Annotated in this window: 18 protein-coding genes and 2 pseudogenes; 6 read left to right on the plus strand and 14 right to left on the minus strand. The window is 65.4% G+C overall.

Features of this window, described 5'->3' with window-relative positions; genetic code table 11:
- Nucleotides 1–58 precede the first annotated feature (58 nt).
- Genes ACK3BB_RS24500 through ACK3BB_RS24515 form a run of 4 tightly spaced genes read right to left on the minus strand, consistent with a single transcriptional unit; the run spans nt 59 to nt 4,135 of the window.
- Entirely contained in the window at nt 59–2,374 is a 2,316-nt protein-coding gene (locus tag ACK3BB_RS24500) for a xanthine dehydrogenase family protein molybdopterin-binding subunit (protein WP_428929476.1), read from the minus strand.
- Complete coding sequence (locus tag ACK3BB_RS24505) at nt 2,371–2,847, minus strand: (2Fe-2S)-binding protein (RefSeq protein ID WP_428929477.1); 477 nt, start codon at nt 2,845–2,847, stop codon at nt 2,371–2,373. The genes ACK3BB_RS24500 and ACK3BB_RS24505 overlap by 4 nt, the downstream gene beginning before the upstream one ends.
- Nucleotides 2,847–3,686 (minus strand): FAD binding domain-containing protein, encoded by an 840-nt coding sequence (locus ACK3BB_RS24510; RefSeq protein WP_428929478.1) that lies wholly within the window; start codon nt 3,684–3,686, stop codon nt 2,847–2,849. Before ACK3BB_RS24510 ends, ACK3BB_RS24505 begins: the two co-directional genes overlap by 1 nt.
- On the minus strand, nt 3,683–4,135 hold the full coding sequence (locus ACK3BB_RS24515; RefSeq protein ID WP_428929479.1) for a CoxG family protein: 453 nt from the start codon (nt 4,133–4,135) through the stop codon (nt 3,683–3,685). The genes ACK3BB_RS24510 and ACK3BB_RS24515 overlap by 4 nt, the downstream gene beginning before the upstream one ends.
- A gap of 199 nt (nt 4,136–4,334) precedes the next feature.
- Between ACK3BB_RS24515 and ACK3BB_RS24520 the strand changes: the two genes are divergently transcribed.
- From ACK3BB_RS24520 to ACK3BB_RS24535, 4 genes are all read left to right on the plus strand, one after another.
- Nucleotides 4,335–4,940: a TetR/AcrR family transcriptional regulator gene (locus tag ACK3BB_RS24520; protein WP_428929480.1), complete on the plus strand. Its 606-nt coding sequence runs from the start codon at nt 4,335–4,337 to the stop codon at nt 4,938–4,940.
- Nucleotides 4,941–5,262: 322 nt separating this feature from the next.
- Nucleotides 5,263–6,614 (plus strand): IS3 family transposase gene (locus ACK3BB_RS24525; protein ID WP_428924727.1). Its coding sequence is split into 2 segments (ribosomal slippage): nt 5,263–5,599 and nt 5,599–6,614, totalling 1,353 coding nucleotides; the frame shifts between segments, so codons are not numbered across the junction.
- A gap of 390 nt (nt 6,615–7,004) precedes the next feature.
- Nucleotides 7,005–7,412: a hypothetical protein gene (locus ACK3BB_RS24530; protein WP_428929481.1), complete on the plus strand. Its 408-nt coding sequence runs from the start codon at nt 7,005–7,007 to the stop codon at nt 7,410–7,412.
- On the plus strand, nt 7,409–7,918 hold the full coding sequence (locus ACK3BB_RS24535) for a hypothetical protein (RefSeq protein ID WP_428929482.1): 510 nt from the start codon (nt 7,409–7,411) through the stop codon (nt 7,916–7,918). Before ACK3BB_RS24530 ends, ACK3BB_RS24535 begins: the two co-directional genes overlap by 4 nt.
- Before the next feature lie 450 nt (nt 7,919–8,368).
- On the opposite strand, the pseudogene ACK3BB_RS24540 reads toward ACK3BB_RS24535, so the two are convergent.
- Nucleotides 8,369–8,729, minus strand: a pseudogene (locus ACK3BB_RS24540) (transposase); the annotation flags it as partial.
- A 32-nt stretch (nt 8,730–8,761) separates the two neighbouring features.
- On the opposite strand from ACK3BB_RS24540, the pseudogene ACK3BB_RS24545 reads away from it, so the two are divergent.
- Nucleotides 8,762–9,203 (plus strand): annotated as a pseudogene (locus ACK3BB_RS24545) (integrase core domain-containing protein); the annotation flags it as partial.
- Between the two features lie 272 nt (nt 9,204–9,475).
- On the opposite strand, the gene mqo reads toward ACK3BB_RS24545, so the two are convergent.
- The 4 genes from mqo to ACK3BB_RS24565 all read right to left on the minus strand — a co-directional run bounded on the left by mqo (nt 9,476) and on the right by ACK3BB_RS24565 (nt 16,235).
- A complete protein-coding gene (gene mqo / locus ACK3BB_RS24550) occupies nt 9,476–11,152 on the minus strand; it encodes a malate dehydrogenase (quinone) (RefSeq protein ID WP_428929483.1) in 1,677 nt (558 codons plus the stop codon).
- A 783-nt stretch (nt 11,153–11,935) separates the two neighbouring features.
- Complete coding sequence (locus tag ACK3BB_RS24555; protein ID WP_428929484.1) at nt 11,936–13,033, minus strand: siderophore-interacting protein; 1,098 nt, start codon at nt 13,031–13,033, stop codon at nt 11,936–11,938.
- The gene (locus ACK3BB_RS24560) at nt 13,033–14,118 is read right to left on the minus strand and encodes an ABC transporter substrate-binding protein (RefSeq protein ID WP_428929485.1); all 1,086 of its coding nucleotides are present in this window, start codon (nt 14,116–14,118) and stop codon (nt 13,033–13,035) included. The genes ACK3BB_RS24555 and ACK3BB_RS24560 overlap by 1 nt, the downstream gene beginning before the upstream one ends.
- A complete protein-coding gene (locus tag ACK3BB_RS24565) occupies nt 14,112–16,235 on the minus strand; it encodes a TonB-dependent siderophore receptor (RefSeq protein ID WP_428929486.1) in 2,124 nt (707 codons plus the stop codon). The genes ACK3BB_RS24560 and ACK3BB_RS24565 overlap by 7 nt, the downstream gene beginning before the upstream one ends.
- A gap of 158 nt (nt 16,236–16,393) precedes the next feature.
- Between ACK3BB_RS24565 and ACK3BB_RS24570 the strand changes: the two genes are divergently transcribed.
- Nucleotides 16,394–17,038: a TetR/AcrR family transcriptional regulator gene (locus tag ACK3BB_RS24570; protein WP_428929487.1), complete on the plus strand. Its 645-nt coding sequence runs from the start codon at nt 16,394–16,396 to the stop codon at nt 17,036–17,038.
- 70 nt (nt 17,039–17,108) lie between these two features.
- Here the strand turns inward: ACK3BB_RS24570 and ACK3BB_RS24575 are convergent, their stop codons facing one another.
- The 5 genes from ACK3BB_RS24575 to ACK3BB_RS24595 all read right to left on the minus strand — a co-directional run bounded on the left by ACK3BB_RS24575 (nt 17,109) and on the right by ACK3BB_RS24595 (nt 21,300).
- Nucleotides 17,109–17,729: a phosphoribosyltransferase family protein gene (locus tag ACK3BB_RS24575; protein ID WP_428929488.1), complete on the minus strand. Its 621-nt coding sequence runs from the start codon at nt 17,727–17,729 to the stop codon at nt 17,109–17,111.
- Nucleotides 17,726–18,400 (minus strand): energy-coupling factor transporter transmembrane component T family protein, encoded by a 675-nt coding sequence (locus tag ACK3BB_RS24580; RefSeq protein ID WP_428929489.1) that lies wholly within the window; start codon nt 18,398–18,400, stop codon nt 17,726–17,728. The genes ACK3BB_RS24575 and ACK3BB_RS24580 overlap by 4 nt, the downstream gene beginning before the upstream one ends.
- Complete coding sequence (locus tag ACK3BB_RS24585) at nt 18,397–19,902, minus strand: ABC transporter ATP-binding protein (protein WP_428929490.1); 1,506 nt, start codon at nt 19,900–19,902, stop codon at nt 18,397–18,399. The genes ACK3BB_RS24580 and ACK3BB_RS24585 overlap by 4 nt, the downstream gene beginning before the upstream one ends.
- A complete protein-coding gene (locus ACK3BB_RS24590; RefSeq protein WP_428929491.1) occupies nt 19,902–20,474 on the minus strand; it encodes an aminotriazole resistance protein in 573 nt (190 codons plus the stop codon). The genes ACK3BB_RS24585 and ACK3BB_RS24590 overlap by 1 nt, the downstream gene beginning before the upstream one ends.
- 142 nt (nt 20,475–20,616) lie before the next feature.
- A complete protein-coding gene (locus ACK3BB_RS24595; protein WP_428929492.1) occupies nt 20,617–21,300 on the minus strand; it encodes a phosphoribosyltransferase family protein in 684 nt (227 codons plus the stop codon).
- Nucleotides 21,301–21,311 lie beyond the last annotated feature (11 nt).

Here is a 21,311-nt window from a genome sequence, read left to right on the forward strand (position 1 = left end):
TTGTCTCACCTGTTGTCGTGGTTTGTTGTCACGGTTCAATGGGGGTTGCAGGGCCTGTTCAGGTCTTCTCCGCAGTCAGGATGCCGTTCAGTACCCGCTCGCCGGTCAGCGGCAGGTGCTGGTGGCGGAACCCGGTCGCCCGGGTCACGGCATTCGCCAGCGCGCCACAGACGGCGTTCAGGCCGATCTCGCCCGCGCCCTTGGCACCGAACGGGCCGGTCGGGTCGGGGTCTTCGATGATGTAGGTGTGGAGCGCATCGGGAACGTCCCGCATGGTTGGCACCTTGTAGTCCATCAGCGACGGGTTCACGAGGCGCGGGCCGTCCCAGACCATCTCTTCGTAAAGCGAATAGCCCAGCCCCTGGACGAAACCGCCATGCAGTTGCACCTCGACCAGCCTGGGGTTGATCGCGCGGCCCACGTCGGCAGCGGACCAGGCTTCGTGCACGGTGACCTGACCGCTGACCTCGTCGACATCCACGTCGACGCCCAGGGCGGCAAAGCTGAAGACCCCGATGCGTGGGAACGGCAGGCCCAATGCGATCGCGCGCTTGGGGTCATGCGTGGGCTGGTCGAAGACAAGCGTCTCGCTGCCAACAAGAGGTCCGCCGACGGCCCAGTGCGCGCGGGCCGAAATCTGGGCAAAGGTCACGTCGCTGTTGGACCCGACCTTGCCGATCCGCCCGCCGTCGCGCAGCTCGAGTTCGTCGACGTCGCAGTCCAGCATCTCGGCCGCTTGCTCCATCGCCTGATCCACGACCTTGCCCGCCGCCGCCTCGACCGCGCGGCCCGTCGTGTAGGTCACGCGCGAGGCGGTGGTGCCCCAGTTGTAGGGCGACCCGTCGGTATCCGGGCTGGCCACGGCTACCTGGTCAAAAGGCAGCTTCAGCTCTTCGGCGCAGATCTGTGCCAGCACAGTGTCCGACCCCTGCCCGATATCCGTCGCCCCGGTATTCAGGGAAATCGTCCCGTCTTCCAGCATCCGCACGATGGCGCCGGTGCCCAGCAGGCCCGAGATATGCGCCGTCACCGACAGGCCGAAGTTGCGCTTGCGTCCGTCGGCGCGCGGCTTGCGCGCCGCCTGTTCCACCGCATCCAGACACCGCGACAGGCCGTTGGAGGCGATCTGCGGCCCGACGAACCAGGTATCGCCCTCCCGCACCATGTTCTTCCGACGGATTGCAAAGGGTTCCATCCCGACCTTCTCGGCGATCTGGTCGATCTGCTGTTCACCGGCAAACAGGACTTGCGGGTTTCCGAAGCCCCGGAAGGCCCCGAAGCGCAGCTTGTTGGTATAGACCAGCTTGCCCTCGGCCTTCATGTGCGGGAACCGGTAGGGACCGCCGCTCATCAGCAGCGCATAGCCCATCACGCCGGGGCTGTCGTCGGCGAAGGCGCCGCAATCCACCAGCACCTCGCAGTGGCGTGCGACAAGGGTGCCATCCGCCTTGGCCCCGGTTTTCATCCGGACACGAAACGGATGCCGGGCGCGGACCATCTCGAAATCCTCCTCGCGCGTGAGGATCAGCTTGACCGGCCGCTTCGCCTTGAGCGCCAGGGCGACGGTGATCGGCTGTATATGCGGCTCCATCTTGTTGCCGAAACCGGCGCCGACGCGTGGCGTGAGGCTGCGCACTTTGGACATAGGCAGCGACAGGCTTTCGCAGACATTGGCTTGCACCCGAAACACCGACTGGTTGGCAGACCACAGGGTCACACGGCCATTGGCATCGACCTCTGCCAGCGCACCGCAGGGCTCCATCGACACGTGAGCCTGTGCCTGGGTGGTGAATTCGCCTTCGACGATCACGTCGCAATCGGTCCAGGCAGCATCTACATCGCCTTCCGAAAGCTCGGTCCGGGCACAGAGGTTGCCGGTCGACCCCGCGTCGAAGACCTTGATGTATTCGTCGAGCTTCTCGTGCAGGATCGGCGCGTTCTCGGCGAGCCCGTCCTCGGGCGACAGGACCGCCGTCAGTTCCTCGTAATCTACCCGGATCAGCCGGCAGGCGGCACGCGCCTCGGCTTCGGTCCGGGCGGCAACCGCGGCAACCGGTTCGCCCACATACATCACCTTGCCCCTGGCGATGGCGTGCTCGTCCTTGATGAACGCGCCCATGCGACCCTCGCCCACGTCGTCACCGGTGATGATGGCGACGACACCCGGGGCGGCCAGCGCCTCGGTCAAGTCGTAGCCCCTTATCCGCGCATGGGGGTATGGGCTGGCCAGGATGGCCCCGTGCAGCATGCCCGGGCGATAGAGGTCCGCAATGTATTCCGACTTGCCCTGCACCTTTTCAAGGCTGTCGACCTTGGGGACCGATTGGCCGACCGCACCGCCGGTAAAGTTCGTCTTGGGATGATCAAGGCTCATTGCGCCAACTCCCTGGCCGCGCCGCAGACGGCATCCACGATCATGTGGTAGCCGGTGCAGCGGCAGATATTCCCCGACAGCGCCGACTTGACCGTTTCGCGGTCCGGCACCGGTATCTCGGCCAACAGATTGCGCGCCGACATCAGCATGCCGCCGGTGCAGAAACCGCATTGCACGCCGCCTTCGGCCACCATGTGCCGTTGCAGCGCCGCCAGGATCGGATCTTGGGACAGGCCTTCGACCGTTCGCACGTCGCGGCCTTCGCAGCGAGCTGTCAGCGTCAGACAGGCGCGCACCGGCTTGCCGTCAACGATGACTGTGCAGGCGCCGCAGACCCCCTGGTTGCAGCCCCGCTTGGAACTGAGCACCCGAAGATCCTCCCTGAGGGTCTCCAGCAATGTCGCGTCGGGCGCTGAGGCGACCTCGACCTCCTCGCCGTTCAGGGTCAGGCTGTGAAGCATCTTCTTGGCCATCAGACCGTCTCCTTCATGAGGTCGTCGAGAACCGAGGTGATCAGGCGGGGGATGAGGGAAAGGCGGTATTCCGAGCTGCCCCGAACATCCTCCACCGGGTCCGCCATCTCGGCGAGCTGCTTGGCAAAGGCCGAAACGGCGGCCGGGTCCCCGAGATGGCCGCGCAGGGCGGCCTCGGCCGCGTGGTCGCGCAGGGGCCCCGGGCCACAGGCGCCGATTGCCGCCCGGATGCCCCGCCCGTCGGCGTCCAGGGACATCGCGCAAGAGGCCGTGGCGAAATCCCCCGTGACGCGTGCGATCTTGCGATAGGAGGATGCGACCGGCTCAGGCGCGGGAAGCGTGAAAGCGGTGATGATCTCACCTTCCTCCAGCGCGGTTTCGTACCAGTCGGTGACATAGTCGAGGATATCGACATCGCGGGCACCGTCCGGCCCGACGATCGTCAGCACCGCGTCGCAGCAGGCCAGCGCCGGCAGGTAATCCGCCGCCGGGTCCGCATTGGCGACCGATCCGCCGATCGTGCCCATGTTGCGCACGACGCGGTTGGCAATCTTGCCCGCGGCCATCCGCAGCACCTCGAGCGATCCGGTCAGCGCCGCGCAGGCGGCGGTTTCGGCATGTTTGGTCAAGGCTCCGATGCGGATGTGGCCATCGTCCAGCACCTCGATCCCGCTCAGCCCCGCGATGCGGTCCAGGCTGACAAGATGAGACACCTCCACCAGCCCCGCGTTGCGCATGGCCACGAGCGTCGCCCCGCCCGAGATCGGCCGTGCGTCCTCGTGGTCGGCCAGCAGCGAAACGGCCTCGCCTATGTTTTCCGGAAACAGAACCTCGGTCATGCGCTCACCCCGAGTATCTCGCTGAAGTTGACCACAAAAACCTTGGCAAGCTGGTCCGCCTTCTTGCGGAAGATACCGAGGCCGAATTTCCCCAGTCGTCCGGTCATCGAGACCTCGGCCTCGTATTCCACGTGGGTGCCCCCGCCGTCCGTATCGGACAGGCGAAGGACATTCTCGGAGGACACGACACTGGCGCGGGTCCCCTCCTCACCCGAGGTACGCGAGACCACCGTCTTCAGCGGGTCCTCGGACAGGACCTCGACGACCAGATCGAACCGGGCCTTGATCGGGCCGACCTTGACCGCGACCTGTGCGCGATAGCTGTCCCGGTCGATCTCTTCGATTCCCTCGCAGCCGGGAATGCAGACCGCCATGAGCTGCGGATCGCGGACCTTTTCCCAGACCGTGGTCCGCGGCGCATCGATGTCGAACGCTCCGGCAATCTTCATCTCGCGCTCCGCGAAGCGTGTTGCGCTGCTCTGTAGGCATAGCTCGGGTGGCTGCAGACTCTGTGCATTAAGGGCTCCCGGTTGGATGGTTCGGCGCTCTGTCGGCGCATTAACGAATGACGTTCTTTAATGAGTCGCAGAACGCTTGATTCTGTCAATAGAGAATGCCATTCGTTTAAAAACTCGGAAGGGACACGGCATGGCGCGTCAAAAAAGTGAGCAGGTTCGGCAGGCCATCCTGGAGGCGGCTCAGCTGTTGTTCGTTGAAAAGGGCTACATCGCCACGACGATCAGCATGATCGCGCGGTCGGCCAAGACCTCGCAGTCGAACGTCTACGTCTACTTTTCGTCCAAGATCGAAATCGCCTTTGCCGTCTTCGACCCGTGGATGCGGACCAAGATGACCGAGCTCGAGGCGACCGTCGCCGCCACACCCGGCGCCGAAGCCAAGGTGGACATGCTTGTCACCGGCCTGCTCAACGGCATAGCCGCCGCGCCCTCGGGCCATACGCTGACGCTGGTTCAGGCCCTCGCGACGGCCAAACCGACGGATGCCTACAACGCAGACCTTCTGAAATGGACAGAAGAACGCCTGCGCGTCATGATCTCTGCCGCCCTGCCCGCCAGCACCCCAGACGAGAACGAAGCCCTGGCCCAGGCATTGATGCTGGCCTTCGACGGCGTCGCCCTTCGTCAGAACCTGCGCCGCGCGGAAAGCGACGGAGAACCGCCGATCCAGGCCTTTCGCCGCGTGTTCCATCCGCTGATTGCACGAGGTCTGGGGAAAGAAGTCGAATCCCGTTAACCGCGCCTGTTGGGACATGTGGTGTCGAAACCCTGCGTTCGTGACTGAAACGATCGCGGAGGGAGGCCTGTGCGGAAGCGAATTGAACCGCTCCGGGTTTTGCGGAGGCTGATTACTCCGTTTCAGGCGAATTTGTCGAACTCGTCACGATGTTCATAAACCCTCACTTCGGCTTCTGCTCGCGGGATGGCTCCGATTGGTTGCAGCAGGCGGCGGTTGTTGAACCCGTCGACCCAATTGTCCCCCGTCAGCGCCCCTGGGACATCTGAGTTGACTTTGTAACGGAGGGTTTCTGGCTCATCGTAACCACCAAGGAGTGGAGATGAGACAGAAACCCGGAACAGCGAAGCCGACGGCGGAGTCGATGGTGAAGGACATCCGCCGGCGCGCGCGGAAGCACCATTCCGCCGAAGAGAAGATCCGCATCGTCCTTGAAGGGCTGCGCGGGGAGGACAGCATTGCCGAACTGTGCCGGCGTGAGGGGATCGCCACGAGCCTCTACTATAGCTGGTCAAAAGAGTTCCTCGAGGCCGGCAAGAAGCGGCTCGCGGGCGATACCGCGCGCCAGGCCACCAGCCCCGAGGTCAAAGATCTGCGGCAGGAAGCGTCGGCGCTGAAAGAGGCGGTGGCCGATCTCACCTTGGAGAACCGCCTGCTCAAAAAAAGCATGCTCGGGGATGGGGGCGACGAGGAATGAGATATCCCGCCTCCGAGAAGCTCGAGATCATCCGGCAGGTGGAGCAATCGCACCTGCCGGCGAAGCGGACGCTGGACATGTTGGGCATCCCGCGCACGACCTTCTACCGCTGGTATGACCGCTATTTGTCGCTTGGCGCCGCCGGGCTCGCAGACCGGCCCTCGCGCCCTGCGCGGGTCTGGAACCGGATCCCAGACAAGGTGCGCAAGCAGGTCGTCGATCTGGCCCTCGAGCAGCCCGAGCTGTCACCCCGGGAGCTCGCCGCCCGCTTCACCGACACTCAGCGTTACTTCGTGTCGGAAGCCAGCGTCTACAGGGTTCTGAAGGCGCATGGCCTGGTCACCAGTCCGGCCTTCGTGATCATCAAGGCAGCAGAGGAGTTCCACGAGAAGACGACCCGACCGAACCAGCTCTGGCAAACCGACTTCACCTACCTGAAGGTCATCGGCTGGGGCTGGTTCTACCTCTCTACCATCCTCGATGATTACAGCCGCTACGTCATCGCCTGGCGGCTCTGCACGACGATGAAGGCGTCGGACGTGACCGCGACGCTGGAAGATGCTCTGGTCGCCTCGGGCTGTGATCGGGCCACAGTCGCCCACCGGCCTCGGCTGCTGAGCGACAATGGCAGCAGTTACATCTCCGGGGAACTGGCCGACTGGCTTGCTGACGAGGGCATGGATCACGTCCGGGGCGCTCCTCGCCACCCTCAGACCCAGGGCAAGATCGAGCGCTGGCACCAGACCCTCAAGAACCGCATCTTGCTCGAGAACTATTACCTGCCCGGCGCTCTGGAACAGGCGATCGGCGACTTCATCGACCACTACAACCATCACCGCTACCACGAGAGCCTGGGCAACCTCGCGCCCGCCGACGTCTATCTCGGCAGGGCCGAAGCTATTCTGAAAACACGAAAGGAGATCAAAGCCAAAACCATCGAGAAGCGCCGCTTGCTGCATCGCCAGACCGCGGCATAGACTGAAACCACAACGAGCCAGGCCCTCCGTTCTCGATCAGGCCCTCGTGTCCCAAATCATCTGACGACGGACACCTTGGCAGGTTCGGCACTGACCCGATCGAGGATCTGAGTCGGCAAAGCAGCATGTGATCTAGCATCCGCCATGTCCGAAGATTACCGCATATTTCGGACACAAGCGAGTCCGAAGTTTGCTACATATTTCGGACATGCAGACCGTGAACTCACTCTTCAAAAATGGCTTTCGACGAAGTGAGGTTCAGACGACCCCGAGATTGGCTGAGGTGACAATAAATAACGAGGCTATCGCGAACCGAGAATCGCCTTATAGTTGAACCACATTGCCACACTGCGATTGAACCCGAAACCAGTCACATTTTGGAGCAATTTCATGCAACTATTTCGGCTTTGCCACACGAGTTTACTGCTTTCATGCATGACCATCTTCCAAGCGTCCGCCCAGGACCTCGCCGAGTGCCCCAACCCGTTGTTCGAATGCATTGGCCCTGGATCGGGTGGAAGCCCTCCAGGCAATCCACCCGATCCAATTTTCAAACCAGTCGCACCTTTCACGGACAGCTATGTTGATTTCAATCGATCTTTCGGGGTCATCCAAAATGGTGCGCTTACCGTTTCCCCAGGATCGCCCGAGCTCCAGTCCGACTTGGCCGACTTTCTGACGCGCAATCGCACTTTGATCGATCCGAATACCGCCTACCTGCTTTCTCCTGGCTCGGTCATCGATGCCGATGCGGCAATCGATGGCTTGATCGTGGGCGGCGGGGCACTAACACAATGAGCTTCGTTGGATCGATTGCGGGGTATTTCTTCGTTTCGGCCGGTGTCGGATTCTTGCTTCCGTTTCTGGGGGCGTTGGCATTTCAGCGCGAATCCTGGCGAACCGTCGGTCCGCTCCTACTTGCACTGGCCCTCGTGGGGGCCTGTGCGGGGTTTGCGGGAGGTATGAGCCGGGCTTCGGCTGTTGGCGATGTTATCCCTGCATTTCTTGGGCTGTTGGGTGTCGTCGGAGTCTACCTTTTCGGTGTGGACCAGTCGCGCGGAATAATTGCTTCCTTTGGCGCCGCTGCGCTTTCGATTGCGTTGCTCATAGGTTACGCGTCCGGCTCCCAATATCGGGCCAAGCCCGAAGATCATAGGGATATCCGAGCGCATTGCGCACGTGCATACACGGACGCCGACCTCCTGGGGAATGAAGCCGCCTTCGAAAGGTTCCGGCAACAAATGGGAAACCTGTGCGATGCTTCAATGTTTTGGCGGGTGACCACAAGTGAGAAGGAAGAATAGTAAGATGAGTATTCGCTTGATGCCCGGGGTCCTAGGTGCGTTTCTGGCCGGTGCATGGCCAGCTGCCGCGGAAGACTTCACATTCGCCTCATGGAACATCGCAAATCTACATCACGAGACGGGCGTTCCGCTTCGTGAAGGCTCCCTACCGCGCGAAGATGTAGACTATGAAAGGCTTGAGGCCGTAGCCAAAGAGCTTGATGCCGACATTATCGGTCTTCAGGAGATCGGATCTCTGGCCGCTCTAGAGAGAATTTTCTCTCCCGATGCTTACCATCTTGTCATCTCGGACCGTTACCAAGTTGGTGACGAGAAAAAGCCGCCGTCGGCTTCGCTGTTCCGGGTTTCTGTCTCATCTCCACTCCTTGGTGGTTACGATGAGCCAGAAACCCTCCGTTACAAAGTCAACTCAGATGTCCCAGGGGCGCTGACGGGGGACAGAACCAATGGCGCCTCAATGGCTCCACTCACTTTGCATCCCTTGCGAAATACGCGCTCGGCATTGTTCTCGGACCGTCGCCATCGTCTCTCGAACCGATGGCGCGACGCTGGCGACCGGACAAGCCTCGCCCTTTTTTAAGATATCCCGCTCCTCCGTCACTCCCAGGAGCGCGCGCTTGAGCCGACGGATCTCTGCCTCTTTCTCAGCGTCACCAGATGACGCCTTCGCGAACTTCTGCTTCCAGGAGTAGAGCGAGTATTGGCTCACGCCCAGACGCTCAGCCACCTCCCTGACTGGGTAGCCCCTCTCCGTGATCTGCGCGACGGCGTCTCGCTTGAAATCGTCGCTGAACTTGGTGCTGCTCATCATGGCCTCCTTGCCTCAAAATTAGCAAAGAAGACGTCCACGATACACGAGGCTGTTCACTCCAAGTTAGTCGTGAGCTCGATAACATCGTCCGGCTGCGGGGCTATCCCTGAATGGTGGTCAGCGATAACCACTGCCCGGCAGGCGATTTGCAAAGCAAATCTGCCGCGAGGGGGCACGGAGCTGACATCAAACGCCATTCTAAAATGGCAGGAAGACCGGAAGGTCGAGTGGCACTACATCGCGCCGGGAAAATCCATGCAGAATGGCTTCGTGGAAAGCTTCAACGGCCGCCTGCGAGACGAGTGCCTGAACGAGCACCTGTTTGAAAACCTGCGTCATGCCCGAGAGCTCGTCGCGGCCTAGCGCAACGACTACAACCTTCACCGCCCACACACGAGCCTCGACGGGCTCACCCCATGGGATTATCACCAACGGTCAGTACAGGACCAAAACCTGAACAGAGCTAACCTATAAGTGCGAGCTTTAAGGGGAACAGGTCACACCCAGGGAAGAGAAGTGGGTACGCCGCCGAAACACAGGGCTCAGGGAGGAGAGAGCCCGGAAATTCCACAGGCGCGTCTCCGTGCCGTGCGGAGAGATCCAGAGGATGCCGCGGTGCAGCACATTGCATGCAACCGCAAAGATGCCCTGGAAAAGACGCACATTTCAATCAGGATGGCACGCGGTCCTTTCATCCTGATTGAATGGCCACCCCGGAGGTCCGGGGCAGCCTTGGTCTCAATGGCTCAAAGCGCCATGTCCGGGACGTTCTGGACGTTGCCATCGACGGCGGTATCACCGATCAGCGCGCGATCGACCGTGGGCATCGGCAATGCCAACTCCAGGACTTCGGCAGTCTCCCGCCATTCCCGTTCGAGCGCGTCCGGGTTGTCATTGAGCTTGGTGCCATAGCTCGGGACGATGGTGCGCAGCTTGTCGGCCCACGCGCCCGCGACCTTTTCGGGAAAGACCTTCTCCATCAGGTTCAGCATGATCGGGGCCGCGGTCGAGGCGCCCGGCGACGCGCCAAGCAGGGCCGCGATGGAATTGTCTTCCGAGGCGACGATCTCGGTGCCGAGCTTCAGCTGGCCACCGTCTTCGGTCTTCTTGATGATCTGGACCCGCTGCCCGGCCTTCCAGAAGCGCCAGTCTTCATCCTTGGCATCGGGCACATAGGCGCGCAGCTGTTCCATGCGGTCGTCGTTCGACTGCATCAGCTGGCCGGCGAGGTATTCCACCAGCTCGAACTCGTTCCAGCCGACCTGAAGCATCGGCACGATGTTGTCGAGCGTGACCGACGCGGGCAGATCCCACAGCGAACCCTGCTTGAGGAACTTTGTCGAGAAGGTCGCGAAGGGACCGAAAAGCAGGGTTTCCTTGCCGTCCAGGAAGCGGCGGTCGAGATGCGGCACGGACATCGGCGGGTTGCCGGTCGCGGCCTTGCCATAGGCCTTCACCGCGTGGCGGCCGACCACATCCGGGTTCTCGCAGATGAGGAAGGCGCCGCCCACCGGGAAGCCGCCGTATGCGTCGGCCTCGGGAATTCCGGATTCCTGAAGCAGGGGCAGAGCAGCGCCTCCGGCACCGATGAACACAAAGCGGGCCTCGATCGCCTCTTCCCGGCCGCCGCCGGTGGGCTCGTGGAACACGCGCCAGCCGCCATCTGCCATGCGCTCCATCGACGTCACCTCGCGGCCGGTCGTCGTGGTAAAGCCATCCATCTCGTTCAGGTGCTCGGCATATTGGCGCGTAACCTCGCCGTAATTCATGTCGGTGCCGAGCTGCGACCAGGTTGCGGCGACCTTCTCTTCCATGTTGTGGCCCTGCATCATCAGCGGGGTCCATTCCTTGATCTCGTCATGATCGGTCGAGAACTTCATGCCCGCGAAAAGCGGGCTTTTCTGCAATGCCGCATGGCGCTTGCGCAGGTATTCGATGTTCTCGTCACCCCAGACGAAGGACATGTGCGGGGTGGAATTGATGAAGCTGCTCGGGTCCTGCAGCACGCCGCGACGGACCTGGTGGGCAAAGAACTGGCGCGTGATCTGCCATTGCTCGTTGATCGACAGCGCCTTGGTGATGTCGATCTCGCCGGTATCGGTTTCGGGCGTGTAGTTGAGCTCACAAAGCGCCGAGTGGCCGGTGCCGGCGTTGTTCCAGCCGTTGGAGCTTTCCTCGGCAACGCTGTCGAGGCGCTCGATCAACTCGATATTCCAGCCGGGCTCCAGTTCCTTGAGGAACACCCCCAGCGTCGCGCTCATGATCCCGCCGCCGATGAGCAGGGCGTCGACCTGATGGGCGGTGGCCTGCGCCAAACCGCGGATCGGGGTAAATGCCGAGACAGCGCCGGCTGCAACTGCAGTGCCAAGGAGCTGTCGCCGGGTGAGGCCGCGGGTTTTTGGGGATGTCGAGGATCTCGGCATGGGGAAGCCTTTCGTAGTCTGCCTCCCTGGGGCGCGACCTATGCGGCAGCGTGCCGCCGGTCAACCGTGTGCCGTTGCATACCGCATATGTGAGCAGCCGGACGGCTCTCTGCGCGGCGACAACACGCCGAAAGGTGCCCCCACCTGATCCGGATGTCGGATCGTTTCATGTCCGCAATGCAGCCACCGCTCCTCAGAGATTCGCGGCGCTACCTTCGAGCGAGCAGAGCCAGGGCTGCGGTGCTGCACGAGGGCCTGCCGCAACGTGGCAGCCGTTCCGGTGCATGCGCGTGCCGCGAGAAAGCGGCGCTTTCGCCATGGGTTCCCAGCAGCCATGCGGCAGGTTTTGCCCGACGTGGCCGCCCTGAAGCGCGGCGAGCGTGGTGTGATCGGGTATCGGCAAACCGCCGACGATGTGGTGGGCGTCGTGAATCGAAGGCCCCATTATGCCAACGACAAAGCTGCCTGCCAGTCGTGCATGCCGTCCTGCTTGGAACAAGGGGCGCATCGCCGGCCAGACGCGTGCGCTTGCACCGAAACACGTTTGGTCGATCTCGGTTCGCGTCGAGACTGCTCAGAAGACACGAGAGCTGGCGCTCTTCACCCTCGCGATCGTCTGCAAATTGCGGGACGGCAACCTGGCAAGACTGAAGGCCGCTGACGTCCATGCAGCCGGACCGGTCAACCACCGCGCATCCTTCGTCCAGAGCAAGACCCATATACCTGTCAGCTGCGAAATCACCGAAGGGACGCGCAAAAGGGGCGCGCCTCCGCCCGGCCCCATCAGTCCCGGATCGCGCTGCTGCCGGCGGTTGCGATCTCGGGCTCTGACATGCCCCGGCGCCAATGGGCAAAGGCCACGATGCGGTCCGGGGCCAGGCCCAGGGCGCGGACCTGTCGGCGCATGGCCCGAAAGCCCGCGTATTCGGTCCCGCACCAAAAGGCGCTGTCGGCCGGATCGTCTGGCCAGTCGATCCCGCCAAGCGCCCGGGCCAGCACGTCGCTGGTGCCCGGTGCGGCCCCGTTGCGGTGCAGCCAGTGCAGGGCCACGCCCGGCGGGGCGGCCAGGGGCTGGTGATCCGCCGGTCCGTCGACCTCGATCAGCGCCGCGCCCCGGGTGTCGGGCGGCAGGTGTTCCAGGCAGCGGGCAATGCCCGGCAGGCCGGTTTCATCCCCGGCAAAAACGTTGAACCGGGCCGGCACCAGCCCATGGGCCGCCGGCCCGATGAACCCCGCGCCATCCCCAGGCGCGGCCTGCCGGGCCCAGGCCGTGGCTGGGCCGGCATGGGCGCCCAGGTGGAAATCGACGGCCAGCCGCCCGGCCCGCGCATCGACCCGCCGCACCGTATAGACCCGCGTGTCCAGCGTGGCCGCGCCCTCGGGCCAGCGCATCCGCCCGGCATCATTCATCACCGGCCAGTCGCGCGGCACCCCGCGCGCCCGGCCCAGAAGCAACCGGCTGTGCAACTGGTCCAGCGTGTCATAGCGCGCCACGTCCGCGCCGCTGAACCAGATGCGCTTCATCCGCGGGGTGATCTGTTCGGTCTCCTGCACGGTCAGGATCTGCAGCTGCGGCGGCAGTGTCTCGCCCGGGGCATCACCCTGCCAGTCGACCCGGGGCGCGGCGTCCCGGGCGTTGAAATCGATCAGCGCGGTGACCGCGTAGCGCATCCAGTTCAGCGTCGGCGCGTCATCGGTGCGGATGATGACGTCAAGCCGGCCCTGCGTGATCTCCAGCACCACCTCGCCGCCCGGCCCGGCCAGGGCCCGGCGCGGGCCGTCGCGACGCACCGGCAGCTGGTGCGCCGCCAGGGCATCGAGGATGGCAGGGAAATAGGACAGGGCGTCGGGAAAGGCGATCCGGCTGGTTATCTCGTACATCAATCTTCATCTGGCGATAGCCACAAGGGGCCGTTCAGCGGGTGAGAGAGGTAGGTGTTGAGGCGGTCGAGCGTGGCCTGGGGGGACAGTTCCGCGCAGGGGCCGGGCCGAAGCCAGGTGCCCAGGCATTCGGCCAGGATGGGCACCAGCAGGGGCGAGGTGATCAGTCCCGACCAGATCCCGTGGACCCGACCCGACCGGACCGCCGGGGTTTCGCGCAGGGCGGGCCGCGCGGCCAGCCGCGCCAGGCCGGCCCGCCCCTGGACCGGGTCCAGCCCCGGACCGATGGCCGGTTGCAGCTGGGGCGCATGGCTGCCGCCGGTGGCCACGTAGACCTGCGGTTGCAGCGCAGCCAGGCTCTCGGGCGACAGCTGGCCGCCCCAGCCATCGCCGCCGGCCAACAGCGTACCGCCCGCCATGTCGATCAGCGGCCCCCAGAACGCCTGCCCGGCGGCCCAGCAACACTCGTCATAGGTCGACATGATCTCCATGTAACAACGCGGTCGCGGGCCCTCGGCACAGGCCCGCACGGCAGCAAAGCGTGACAGGCCGAAACCGGCGATCTCGGCTGCCCGGGCCTCCTGGCCCAGCACGGCGCCCCAGAAGGCCATCGACAGGGACAGCGATGTCTCGGGTGGCAGCGCCGCGTCATGGCCCGATGTCCAGGCCACGGGAATGCCGGCTGCGGCCAGGTGGTCCATCAGCGGCGAGGGCACGCCCGGCGGCAGCATGTAGGCGCTGGCCACGACCAGGTCGGGGGCCAGGCCCAGGATCGCCTCGGCCGACAGCGTGTCGGGCGACAGCTTGCCGACCTCGGGCATATCGGCCGGTTTCAGCGGCGACGGCGGGCCGAAATCCAGCCGCGGCGCCCCCGCCCAGCCCACGACCCGCGCCAGCGGATCGGGCAGCAGGGCCGACATGGCAATCACGTCGGGCGCATCCAGCAGCACGATGCGCTGCGGACGGTCGTCCAGCACGACGGGCCGGCCCAGCACGTCCTGCGTCTCGACACCCCGGGCGCGCAGGACCGACGGCAGGGCCAGCGCGGCCGCCCCGCCGGCCAGCAGGTGCCGGCGTGTCACCATGTCTTGCGCAGCCCGACCGTCACCGTGCGGCCTTCGCCATACTGGCAGTAGAAATCGTAGGAACAGCTGGAATAATAGGTCTCGTCGAACAGGTTGCGCACGTTCAGCGTGGCTTCCAGCCCGTCGAACACCGGGTTGATCGCGTCCAACTCATAGCGCAGGGCCAGGTCGACCAGCGTATAGGCATCGGATTGCACCGTGTTGGCATCGTCCCCGAAGCTGGCGCCGACAAAGCGCACCCCGCCGCCCAGCTCCAGCCCGCTGAGCCCGCCGTCAAAGCCGTACATCAGCCAGAGCGAGCCGAAATGGTCGGGCACCGCCTGGGGCCGGTTGCCGATGATCGCCGCATTGGTCGACTGGGTGACCTTGGTATCCAGCAGGGTCAGCGCGCCGATGACCTCCAGGTTGGCCGTCAACTGGCCGCGCGCCTCGAATTCCAGCCCGCGCGAGCGGATCTCGCCGGTCTGGACCGAGAAACCGGGCACCGATCCGGGGGTCAGCACGTTTTCCTGGCGAATGTCGAAGGCGGCGAAGGTGAACAGCGCATCCAGCCCCGGCGGCTGGTACTTGATCCCCACTTCCCATTGCTCGGCCTCGGTCGGCACAAAGGCATTGCCCGCGGCATCGACGCCGATGGTCGGCTGGAACGAGGTCGCATAGCTGAGATAGGGCGCGACACCGCTGTCGAAATGATAGAGCAGCGCGGCGCGATAGGTCGTGGCCTCGGAGTCCTGGGTTGTCGTGGCCCCGCCGATCCGGTCTTCGCTTTCGGTCTCGACCCAATCGTGGCGGGCGCCCAGGACGGCGCGGAAATTGCCGAAGGCCAGCTGGTCGCTGATGTATACTCCGGCCTGGCGCGTGGTCTGCAGGCTGTCGACATAGGGCGCAAAGGGCCCGATGGCCCCGCCATAGACCGGGTTGGTCACGTCCAGCGTCGGGGCGGCGCCGAAATTGTATTCCCAGTCGCTGCGGTTCCAGTTCACGTCGGCACCCAGCAGGATCTCGTGGGCCACGGCGCCGGTCGACAGGTCATATTGCAGGTTCGTGTCCCAGGCAAAGGCCGCGACCTCTTCGTCCGATTGCACAGCCGCACGATAAAGCTCGCCCGTGGCGGTCAGCGGCGCGGCCATCTGGATGCCCAGCATGTCGGCATCGACGGTCGCATAGCGCAGCTTGGAGCGCAGCGTCAGGTTGGGCGTGAACCCATGTTCCAGCCCGGCCTTCAGCCCCCATTGCCGGCGCTCGAAATATTCGAAATTCGGATCGCCGACGTTCAGGTCGCGGTCGAGATACTCGGCAAAGCCAGGGGCCAGGAAGGTCGGGTAGATCGAGTTGAAATAGCCGCCCTCCGGGTCCGACTGGTAATAGCCCCCGAAGGTCAGCCGCGTGCGGTCGGTCGGCTGCCAGACAATCGTCGGCGCGATGCCGTAGCGCGCCTCGTCGACATCGGCATAGCGCGTGTCGGCATGCCGGCCCACGGCGGCGATCGAATATTGCACCCGGCCGTCGGCATCCAGGATGCCATGCTGTTCGATCCCGGCCTGGATGCTGTCATGGGTGCCATATTGCAGCCGCGCCTCGCCGCCCGTCGTGCCGTCGGGGCTGCGCGTGACCAGGTTGACCAGCCCGCCGGGGCTCGTCTGGCCATAGAGCAGCGAGGACGGGCCCTTCAGCACGTCGACCCGGTCGAGCAGGAAGGGATCGATGGCCGCCTGGGCAAAGGCCTGGCCACGCGGCAGGCGCAGCCCGTCGAGGAAGGACACGAATTGCGACGACGTGCCAAAGCCTCCGAAGCCGCGCAGGAAGACGGAATCGAACCGCGTCGAGGCGTCGATCTCGGACAGCACGCCGGCGGTATAGCGCAGGGCCTGGGCCACGGTCTGGGGGTTCTGGTCGTCGAACTGCTTGCGCGTCAGCACGGTGAGCGCCTGCGGCGTCTCGACCACCGGCGTGTCGGTCTTGGTCGCCGAGCGCATCTCGGGCAGGGCGTAGGAACTGGACGTGTCCGCCACGTCCGCGCCGATCTCGATCGTGCCGAGAAAGACCTCGTCATCCGCCTGCGCGCCCGTGGCCAATACCGCCACCAGGGCGCCAAGCGCCGTTGCCGTCCGGACCATCCCGTCCCTCCGTATTGTCGTTCGGCGCAGCGGTAACAAAACGGGACGTTACCGTCCAGTTATTTCTCGACTACTTTTATCGGATAATCTATCGCATTGCCTGGACTGCCAAAAATCCGGCACATTGGGCGAAACTCATCTGGGAGACCCGGACAGGCATGACAACGACCAAGCCCCGGCGCGGTGGACGCCCGACCAAGCAGGCCTCGGAACGGATGGCCGCCGAAATCGTCGACACGGCGCGGCGGCTGTTCATCGACCAAGGCTTTGCGGCCACGACGATGGAACAGGTGATCGAGGCCTGCGGCATCGGCAAGGACACGCTCTATCGGCGGTTCTCGACCAAGGAAGAGCTGTTCGCCGCCGTGGCCCGGGCGGCAAGCGACCGCACCATCGCCTGGTTCGAGACGATGGATGCCGACAGCCCGGCCGACCCGCTGGAGCGGGTGCGCCACCTGGCGCGCTGGTTCCTCGATGCCAATCTCGACCCCGAGTTGCTGGCGCTCAAGCGCGAGGCCTTCATCGAGGCCATGCGGACGCGGCCGCTGGTGCAGGAGGATGCCTTTACCCACCGGCTGACCGAAGCCATCGCCGCCGCCCATGACGCCGGCGAGATCGTTGCGCCCGATCCCGGCTTTACCGCGGCGCAGCTGCTGGCGGCGGTGGTGCTGGGGCCGAACAATGACGCGCTGATGGGAAGCACGGCCCTGGCCGCGCCGGCGGCCCGGGCGGAGTGGTTCGACCGGGCCTGGGCGCTGTTTCTCAACGGCGCGGCCCCGCCAACGGGGGGCGGGGCCGGATGATCACGCCCTGCGGCGGGTCCCGGTCAGGGCCGCCGCAGGGCGCTTTGGTCAGGGCGCACGGCCCGCCGGATCAGGTGCCCGGGATCGGCACCCACCGGCCATCGGCATCGGGGCGGAACTGCGGGATATGGGCCAGCGACACCAGCGTTTCGCCATCTGCGCCCAGGGCCGCGCGCCAATCCTGTGCCTCGGTCAGGATCACGCCCGAGCCCACGACATCGCCCCCGGCCTGGCGCACCAGGTCCAGCGCGCCCTTCAGGCTGGAGCCGGAGGCCACCACGTCATCGACGACCACGACACGCTTGCCGGCGATCAGCGGGATCGACGCGCGGTCCAGCAGGATGCGCTGCTCCCCCTTCGACGTGATCGATGTCAGCGTCTGGACCAGCGCATCGGCCAGGTGCAGCTTGGGCGATTTCTGCAGGACGACGTAATTGTCCAGCCCCAGCGCGCGGGTGACCTCGATGGCCACGGGAATGCCCAGCGTGGCCGGCCCGACGATGACATCCGGTTTCAGCGGCGCGATCTTGCGGGCCAGGGCCTGGCCGACATGTTCGCCGAACTTCACGCCCAGGTCGATGACCATCATCAGCGAAATGGCAAACTCGGGATTGATCGGCACGATCGGCAGATCGAGGGCAAAGCCCTCGACGTCGACATTCCAGGTCTGCCGGGCGGTCTGGTCTTTCATCGGGTCATGTCCTTCCATGTCATCCTTGGCTCGACCATCATCCCGACCTCGCGCCATGTCGTGCGCTTGCGGGAGAGGTCGAACCCGTAAAGGGTCAGCGAAAAGCTGATGGCATGTGCCGTTCGGATGGCCTGCACCAGCAGCGGCACGCCGCGGGCCAGGGCAAAGCGCAGCTTGCGCACAAAGCTCACGTCGTCGATTTCCATGCCCCGGGCCCGCTGCGCATCGGCGATGCGCTCGAATTCGTCGCGCAGCATGGGGATGATGCCGAAGAGCAGCGACAGCACCAGCGTCAGAACGGCCGGCAGGCGGGCCCGCGAACAGGCGGCCAGGATGGCCCCGGGGCTGGAGGTTTCCATCACGAAGTAGAACAGCGCCGTGGTGGCCACCAGCCGGGCGGCCATGCGCGCGGCAACGGCCAGGGCCTCGCCCAGGGACAGGCCCTGCAGCGTCAGGTTGATCAGCCAGCTGACGATGACCATCAGGGTCAGCAGCGCCGCGCCCTTGAAATAGCCGCCCAGCTTGGGCACGCGCGCGGCCCAGAGCAACAGCAGGATCAGCAGGGCAAAGGGCACGCCCAGGCGCCAGTCGGGCGCCAGCCAGGCCACGGTCATCAGGACAAAGGCCGCGGCCAGCTTGGCAAAGAAATTGAGGTCGTGCAGGCGGCTCATGCGGCGGGCTCCCGTGCGGGGGCATAGGGCGCCGGCCAGCCGAGCGCGGCAAAGGCCGGGCTGGCCCATCCCGGCGCGACCGGGCCGTCGTAGAGGATATGCCCGTCTCCGACCAGCGCCAGGCGGCTGGCCACGTCATCGATCAGTTCCAGGTCATGCGACACCAGCATGACCGCGCGGCCCTGGCCGGTCATCCGGGCCAGGAAGGTATCGAGCAGGTTGCGCCCCTCAAGGTCGCGGGCCAGAAGCGGCTCGTCGACGATGGCGATCGAGGCCCCCGAGGCCTCGGCGCAGGCCAGGCCCAGCTGGCCCTGCTGGCGGGCCGACAGGGCAAAGGGATTGCTGTCGCCCATGCCTTCCAGCCCGTACCGGGCCAGCACGGCCGCGCTGTTGCCGTCGCCCTGCCCCATCGAAGCGGCGAATTCGACCTCTTCGAGCACGGTCATGTGGAACAGGATCTGGCGCATGGATTGCGGCACATAGGCAATGTGGCGGGCCCGGCGGGCGGTGGTCCAGCCCTGCGCGGCCTGGCCGTCCAGCGTGATCTCGCCCGCCGCGACGGGCAGCAGGCCCAGGGCGGATTTCATCAGCGTCGACTTCCCGGCCCCGTTGCGGCCGATGATGCCCAGCACCTCGCCGGCCCCCAGCGACAGGCTGGCGCCGTCCAGCACCGGCCGGCCCGACGCCCGGGTCAGCCGCGTGCGCAGCCCGTCGATCCGCATCAGCTCCTTGCCCGGCGCGGGATGGGCGGGCCGGCCCGGCGCCTTGCGCGGGGCCAGCAGGCCGGCATCGTGCCAGAGCGCGGGCCTGTCCAGCGCCGGGGCCAGCGGCACCGCCGGCGACAACGCCCCGCCCGAAATCAGCGAAAGGCTGTCCATGATCGGCGCCAGATGCGCCGGATCCTGTTCGGCCACGATCAGCCCGGCGACATCCTCGGCCGCCTGTTGCAGCGCCCGGCACAGCCGCTGGCGCGCAGCCGGGTCCAGCCCGGTCGTCGGCTCGTCAAGCACCAGCAGCCGCGGCCGCGGGGCCAGGGCGGCGGCCAGGACAACCATGCGCCGTTCACCACCCGACAGGCTCAGCACCCGGCGGCCGGCCAGTTCGGTCAGTTCGAGATGTTCCATCAGGAACCGCACCCGCGCGCGGATCTCGTCGCGCGGCATGGCCCGGTTTTCCAGCGGGAAGGCAATGACATCCTCGACCGACAGGTCCCACAGCTGGTCCTCGGCCGATTGCGCCACGTAGCCCACGCGCAAAAACAGGTCGTCGCGCGACATGGCCGTGACATCCTGGCCATCCAGGGCAACCCTGCCGGAAAGATGCGCAATGGGCGAAATCTGGGGAATGATCCCGGCCAGGGCCATCATCAGCGTGGTCTTGCCACTGCCGGTCGCCCCGCAGATCAGCAGGCGCTGCCCTTCGGCCAGGTGCAGCTCGATATCCTGCAGGAGGGGCTCGGCCGTGCCGAACCCCAACCCAAGTTCATGTGCGCTCAGAAGCATCAGAAGCGCTTGAAGCCGGCCGGATGGGCCGCGGTCAGGATCTTGATCGCGGGGACAACCAGCAGCGGCGTGCCGATCAGCATGGGCACGATGTCGGACAGGCCCAGGTAGAGCACGGCCCACCAGAAGGGGAAGATGCCCAGGAAGGCCAGGCTGGCCGAGACGGCGGCAACCATGACCAGGCCGACGAGCAGGCAGACCAGCGCGACACGGACCAGCGCCGAGCGGTCAAAGGTCGTGGTGGCCGGGTTGAACAGCAGCCCCGGGACAAGGCCGGTCAGGCCGACCATGATGCCGTCGACGATCAGCGAATGGGCCGGGATGAAGGTGCCGGCCAGCAGCGACCAGACGATGGTGCCGAGATAGCCGCAGAGAAAACCGCTTTTCCAGCCCAGCAGGATGCCGACCAGCGGCGGCAGGAAGGCAAAGATGCGCCACTGGATCACGCCGGGCACCAGCTGGATCGGGTTGGCATAGGCCCAGAGCACGCCGGTGGCGGCGGCCGCGACGATGGACAGGACAAGCGGGAACAGCGTCGATCCGCTGTCCTTGGGGAGGGTTTGTGTGGTCATCTGGATTTCCCTGTTGTTGGGCGGTGTCTGGGAAGGCGCGGGCGCTTCCGGAATTGGCCGCCCGGGCATGGCGCCCGGCACGGCGGTGGAGGGGTTGCACGCCGAACCGACCGCCTCCCCCGGTCGGATGGCGCGGCGAGGGTCAGGCCCGGACCGGCTCGGCCATATCGGGGTCCAGGTCGGTGGTCATCTCGGCGGACATGTCCGGTTCCAGGCTCTGCGGATCGACCCGGGCCGCGCCGTCGACCACGCGGAACCGCGGAATGCGGCCCAGCCGTTCGACCAGCGCGATGTCGTCGCCCAGGGCCTCGCGCCAGGCGATGCCTTCGGTCAGGATGGTGCCCACGCCGATGATCGACGCGCCGGCCCGCCGGACCAGCCGCATCGCGGCGGCCATGCTGGCGCCGGTGGCAATGACGTCATCGACAACCACGACGCGCCGGCCCTGCAACAGCGGGATCTGGCGGCGGTCCAGCATCAGGCGCTGGGGCTTGTCCGACGTGATCGAGCGCACCGGCTCTTCCAGCGCATCGGCCAGGTGGAATTTCGGCGATTTCTGCAGGATCAGGTAGCGATCCAGGCCGAGGTGGCGCGAGACCTCCATCGCCACGGGGATGCCCAGCGTGGCGCTGCCGACGACGATGTCGGGCTTGGCCGCCGCAAAACGGGCGGCCAGGGCACGGCCCACGCGGGCGCCAAAGGCCAGGCCCATGTCGATGTCCATCAGCAGGGCGATGGCGCGCTGGTCGTCGAGCTGAAGCATGGGCAGAGCGGTCTGCTCTCCGGCGATCTCGACGTCGTATCGTTCTGGCGCAATGAGGCGCAAGGGCGCTGCTC

It is taken from the genome of Marinibacterium sp. SX1 (genome assembly GCF_050389775.1).
Taxonomy (GTDB): domain Bacteria; phylum Pseudomonadota; class Alphaproteobacteria; order Rhodobacterales; family Rhodobacteraceae; genus Marinibacterium.

Excerpts from the sequence above, each read along its gene's own strand:
- ACK3BB_RS24500 (WP_428929476.1), bottom strand. The coding sequence starts at position 2,374 with ATGAGCCTTGATCATCCCAAGACGAACTTTACCGGCGGTGCGGTCGGC.
- ACK3BB_RS24505 (WP_428929477.1), bottom strand. The coding sequence starts at position 2,847 with ATGGCCAAGAAGATGCTTCACAGCCTGACCCTGAACGGCGAGGAGGTC.
- ACK3BB_RS24510 (WP_428929478.1), bottom strand. The coding sequence starts at position 3,686 with ATGACCGAGGTTCTGTTTCCGGAAAACATAGGCGAGGCCGTTTCGCTG.
- ACK3BB_RS24515 (WP_428929479.1), bottom strand. The coding sequence starts at position 4,135 with ATGAAGATTGCCGGAGCGTTCGACATCGATGCGCCGCGGACCACGGTC.
- ACK3BB_RS24520 (WP_428929480.1), top strand. The coding sequence starts at position 4,335 with ATGGCGCGTCAAAAAAGTGAGCAGGTTCGGCAGGCCATCCTGGAGGCG.
- ACK3BB_RS24530 (WP_428929481.1), top strand. The coding sequence starts at position 7,005 with ATGCAACTATTTCGGCTTTGCCACACGAGTTTACTGCTTTCATGCATG.
- ACK3BB_RS24535 (WP_428929482.1), top strand. The coding sequence starts at position 7,409 with ATGAGCTTCGTTGGATCGATTGCGGGGTATTTCTTCGTTTCGGCCGGT.
- mqo (WP_428929483.1), bottom strand. The coding sequence starts at position 11,152 with ATGCCGAGATCCTCGACATCCCCAAAAACCCGCGGCCTCACCCGGCGA.
- ACK3BB_RS24555 (WP_428929484.1), bottom strand. The coding sequence starts at position 13,033 with ATGTACGAGATAACCAGCCGGATCGCCTTTCCCGACGCCCTGTCCTAT.
- ACK3BB_RS24560 (WP_428929485.1), bottom strand. The coding sequence starts at position 14,118 with ATGGTGACACGCCGGCACCTGCTGGCCGGCGGGGCGGCCGCGCTGGCC.
- ACK3BB_RS24565 (WP_428929486.1), bottom strand. The coding sequence starts at position 16,235 with ATGGTCCGGACGGCAACGGCGCTTGGCGCCCTGGTGGCGGTATTGGCC.
- ACK3BB_RS24570 (WP_428929487.1), top strand. The coding sequence starts at position 16,394 with ATGACAACGACCAAGCCCCGGCGCGGTGGACGCCCGACCAAGCAGGCC.
- ACK3BB_RS24575 (WP_428929488.1), bottom strand. The coding sequence starts at position 17,729 with ATGAAAGACCAGACCGCCCGGCAGACCTGGAATGTCGACGTCGAGGGC.
- ACK3BB_RS24580 (WP_428929489.1), bottom strand. The coding sequence starts at position 18,400 with ATGAGCCGCCTGCACGACCTCAATTTCTTTGCCAAGCTGGCCGCGGCC.
- ACK3BB_RS24585 (WP_428929490.1), bottom strand. The coding sequence starts at position 19,902 with ATGCTTCTGAGCGCACATGAACTTGGGTTGGGGTTCGGCACGGCCGAG.
- ACK3BB_RS24590 (WP_428929491.1), bottom strand. The coding sequence starts at position 20,474 with ATGACCACACAAACCCTCCCCAAGGACAGCGGATCGACGCTGTTCCCG.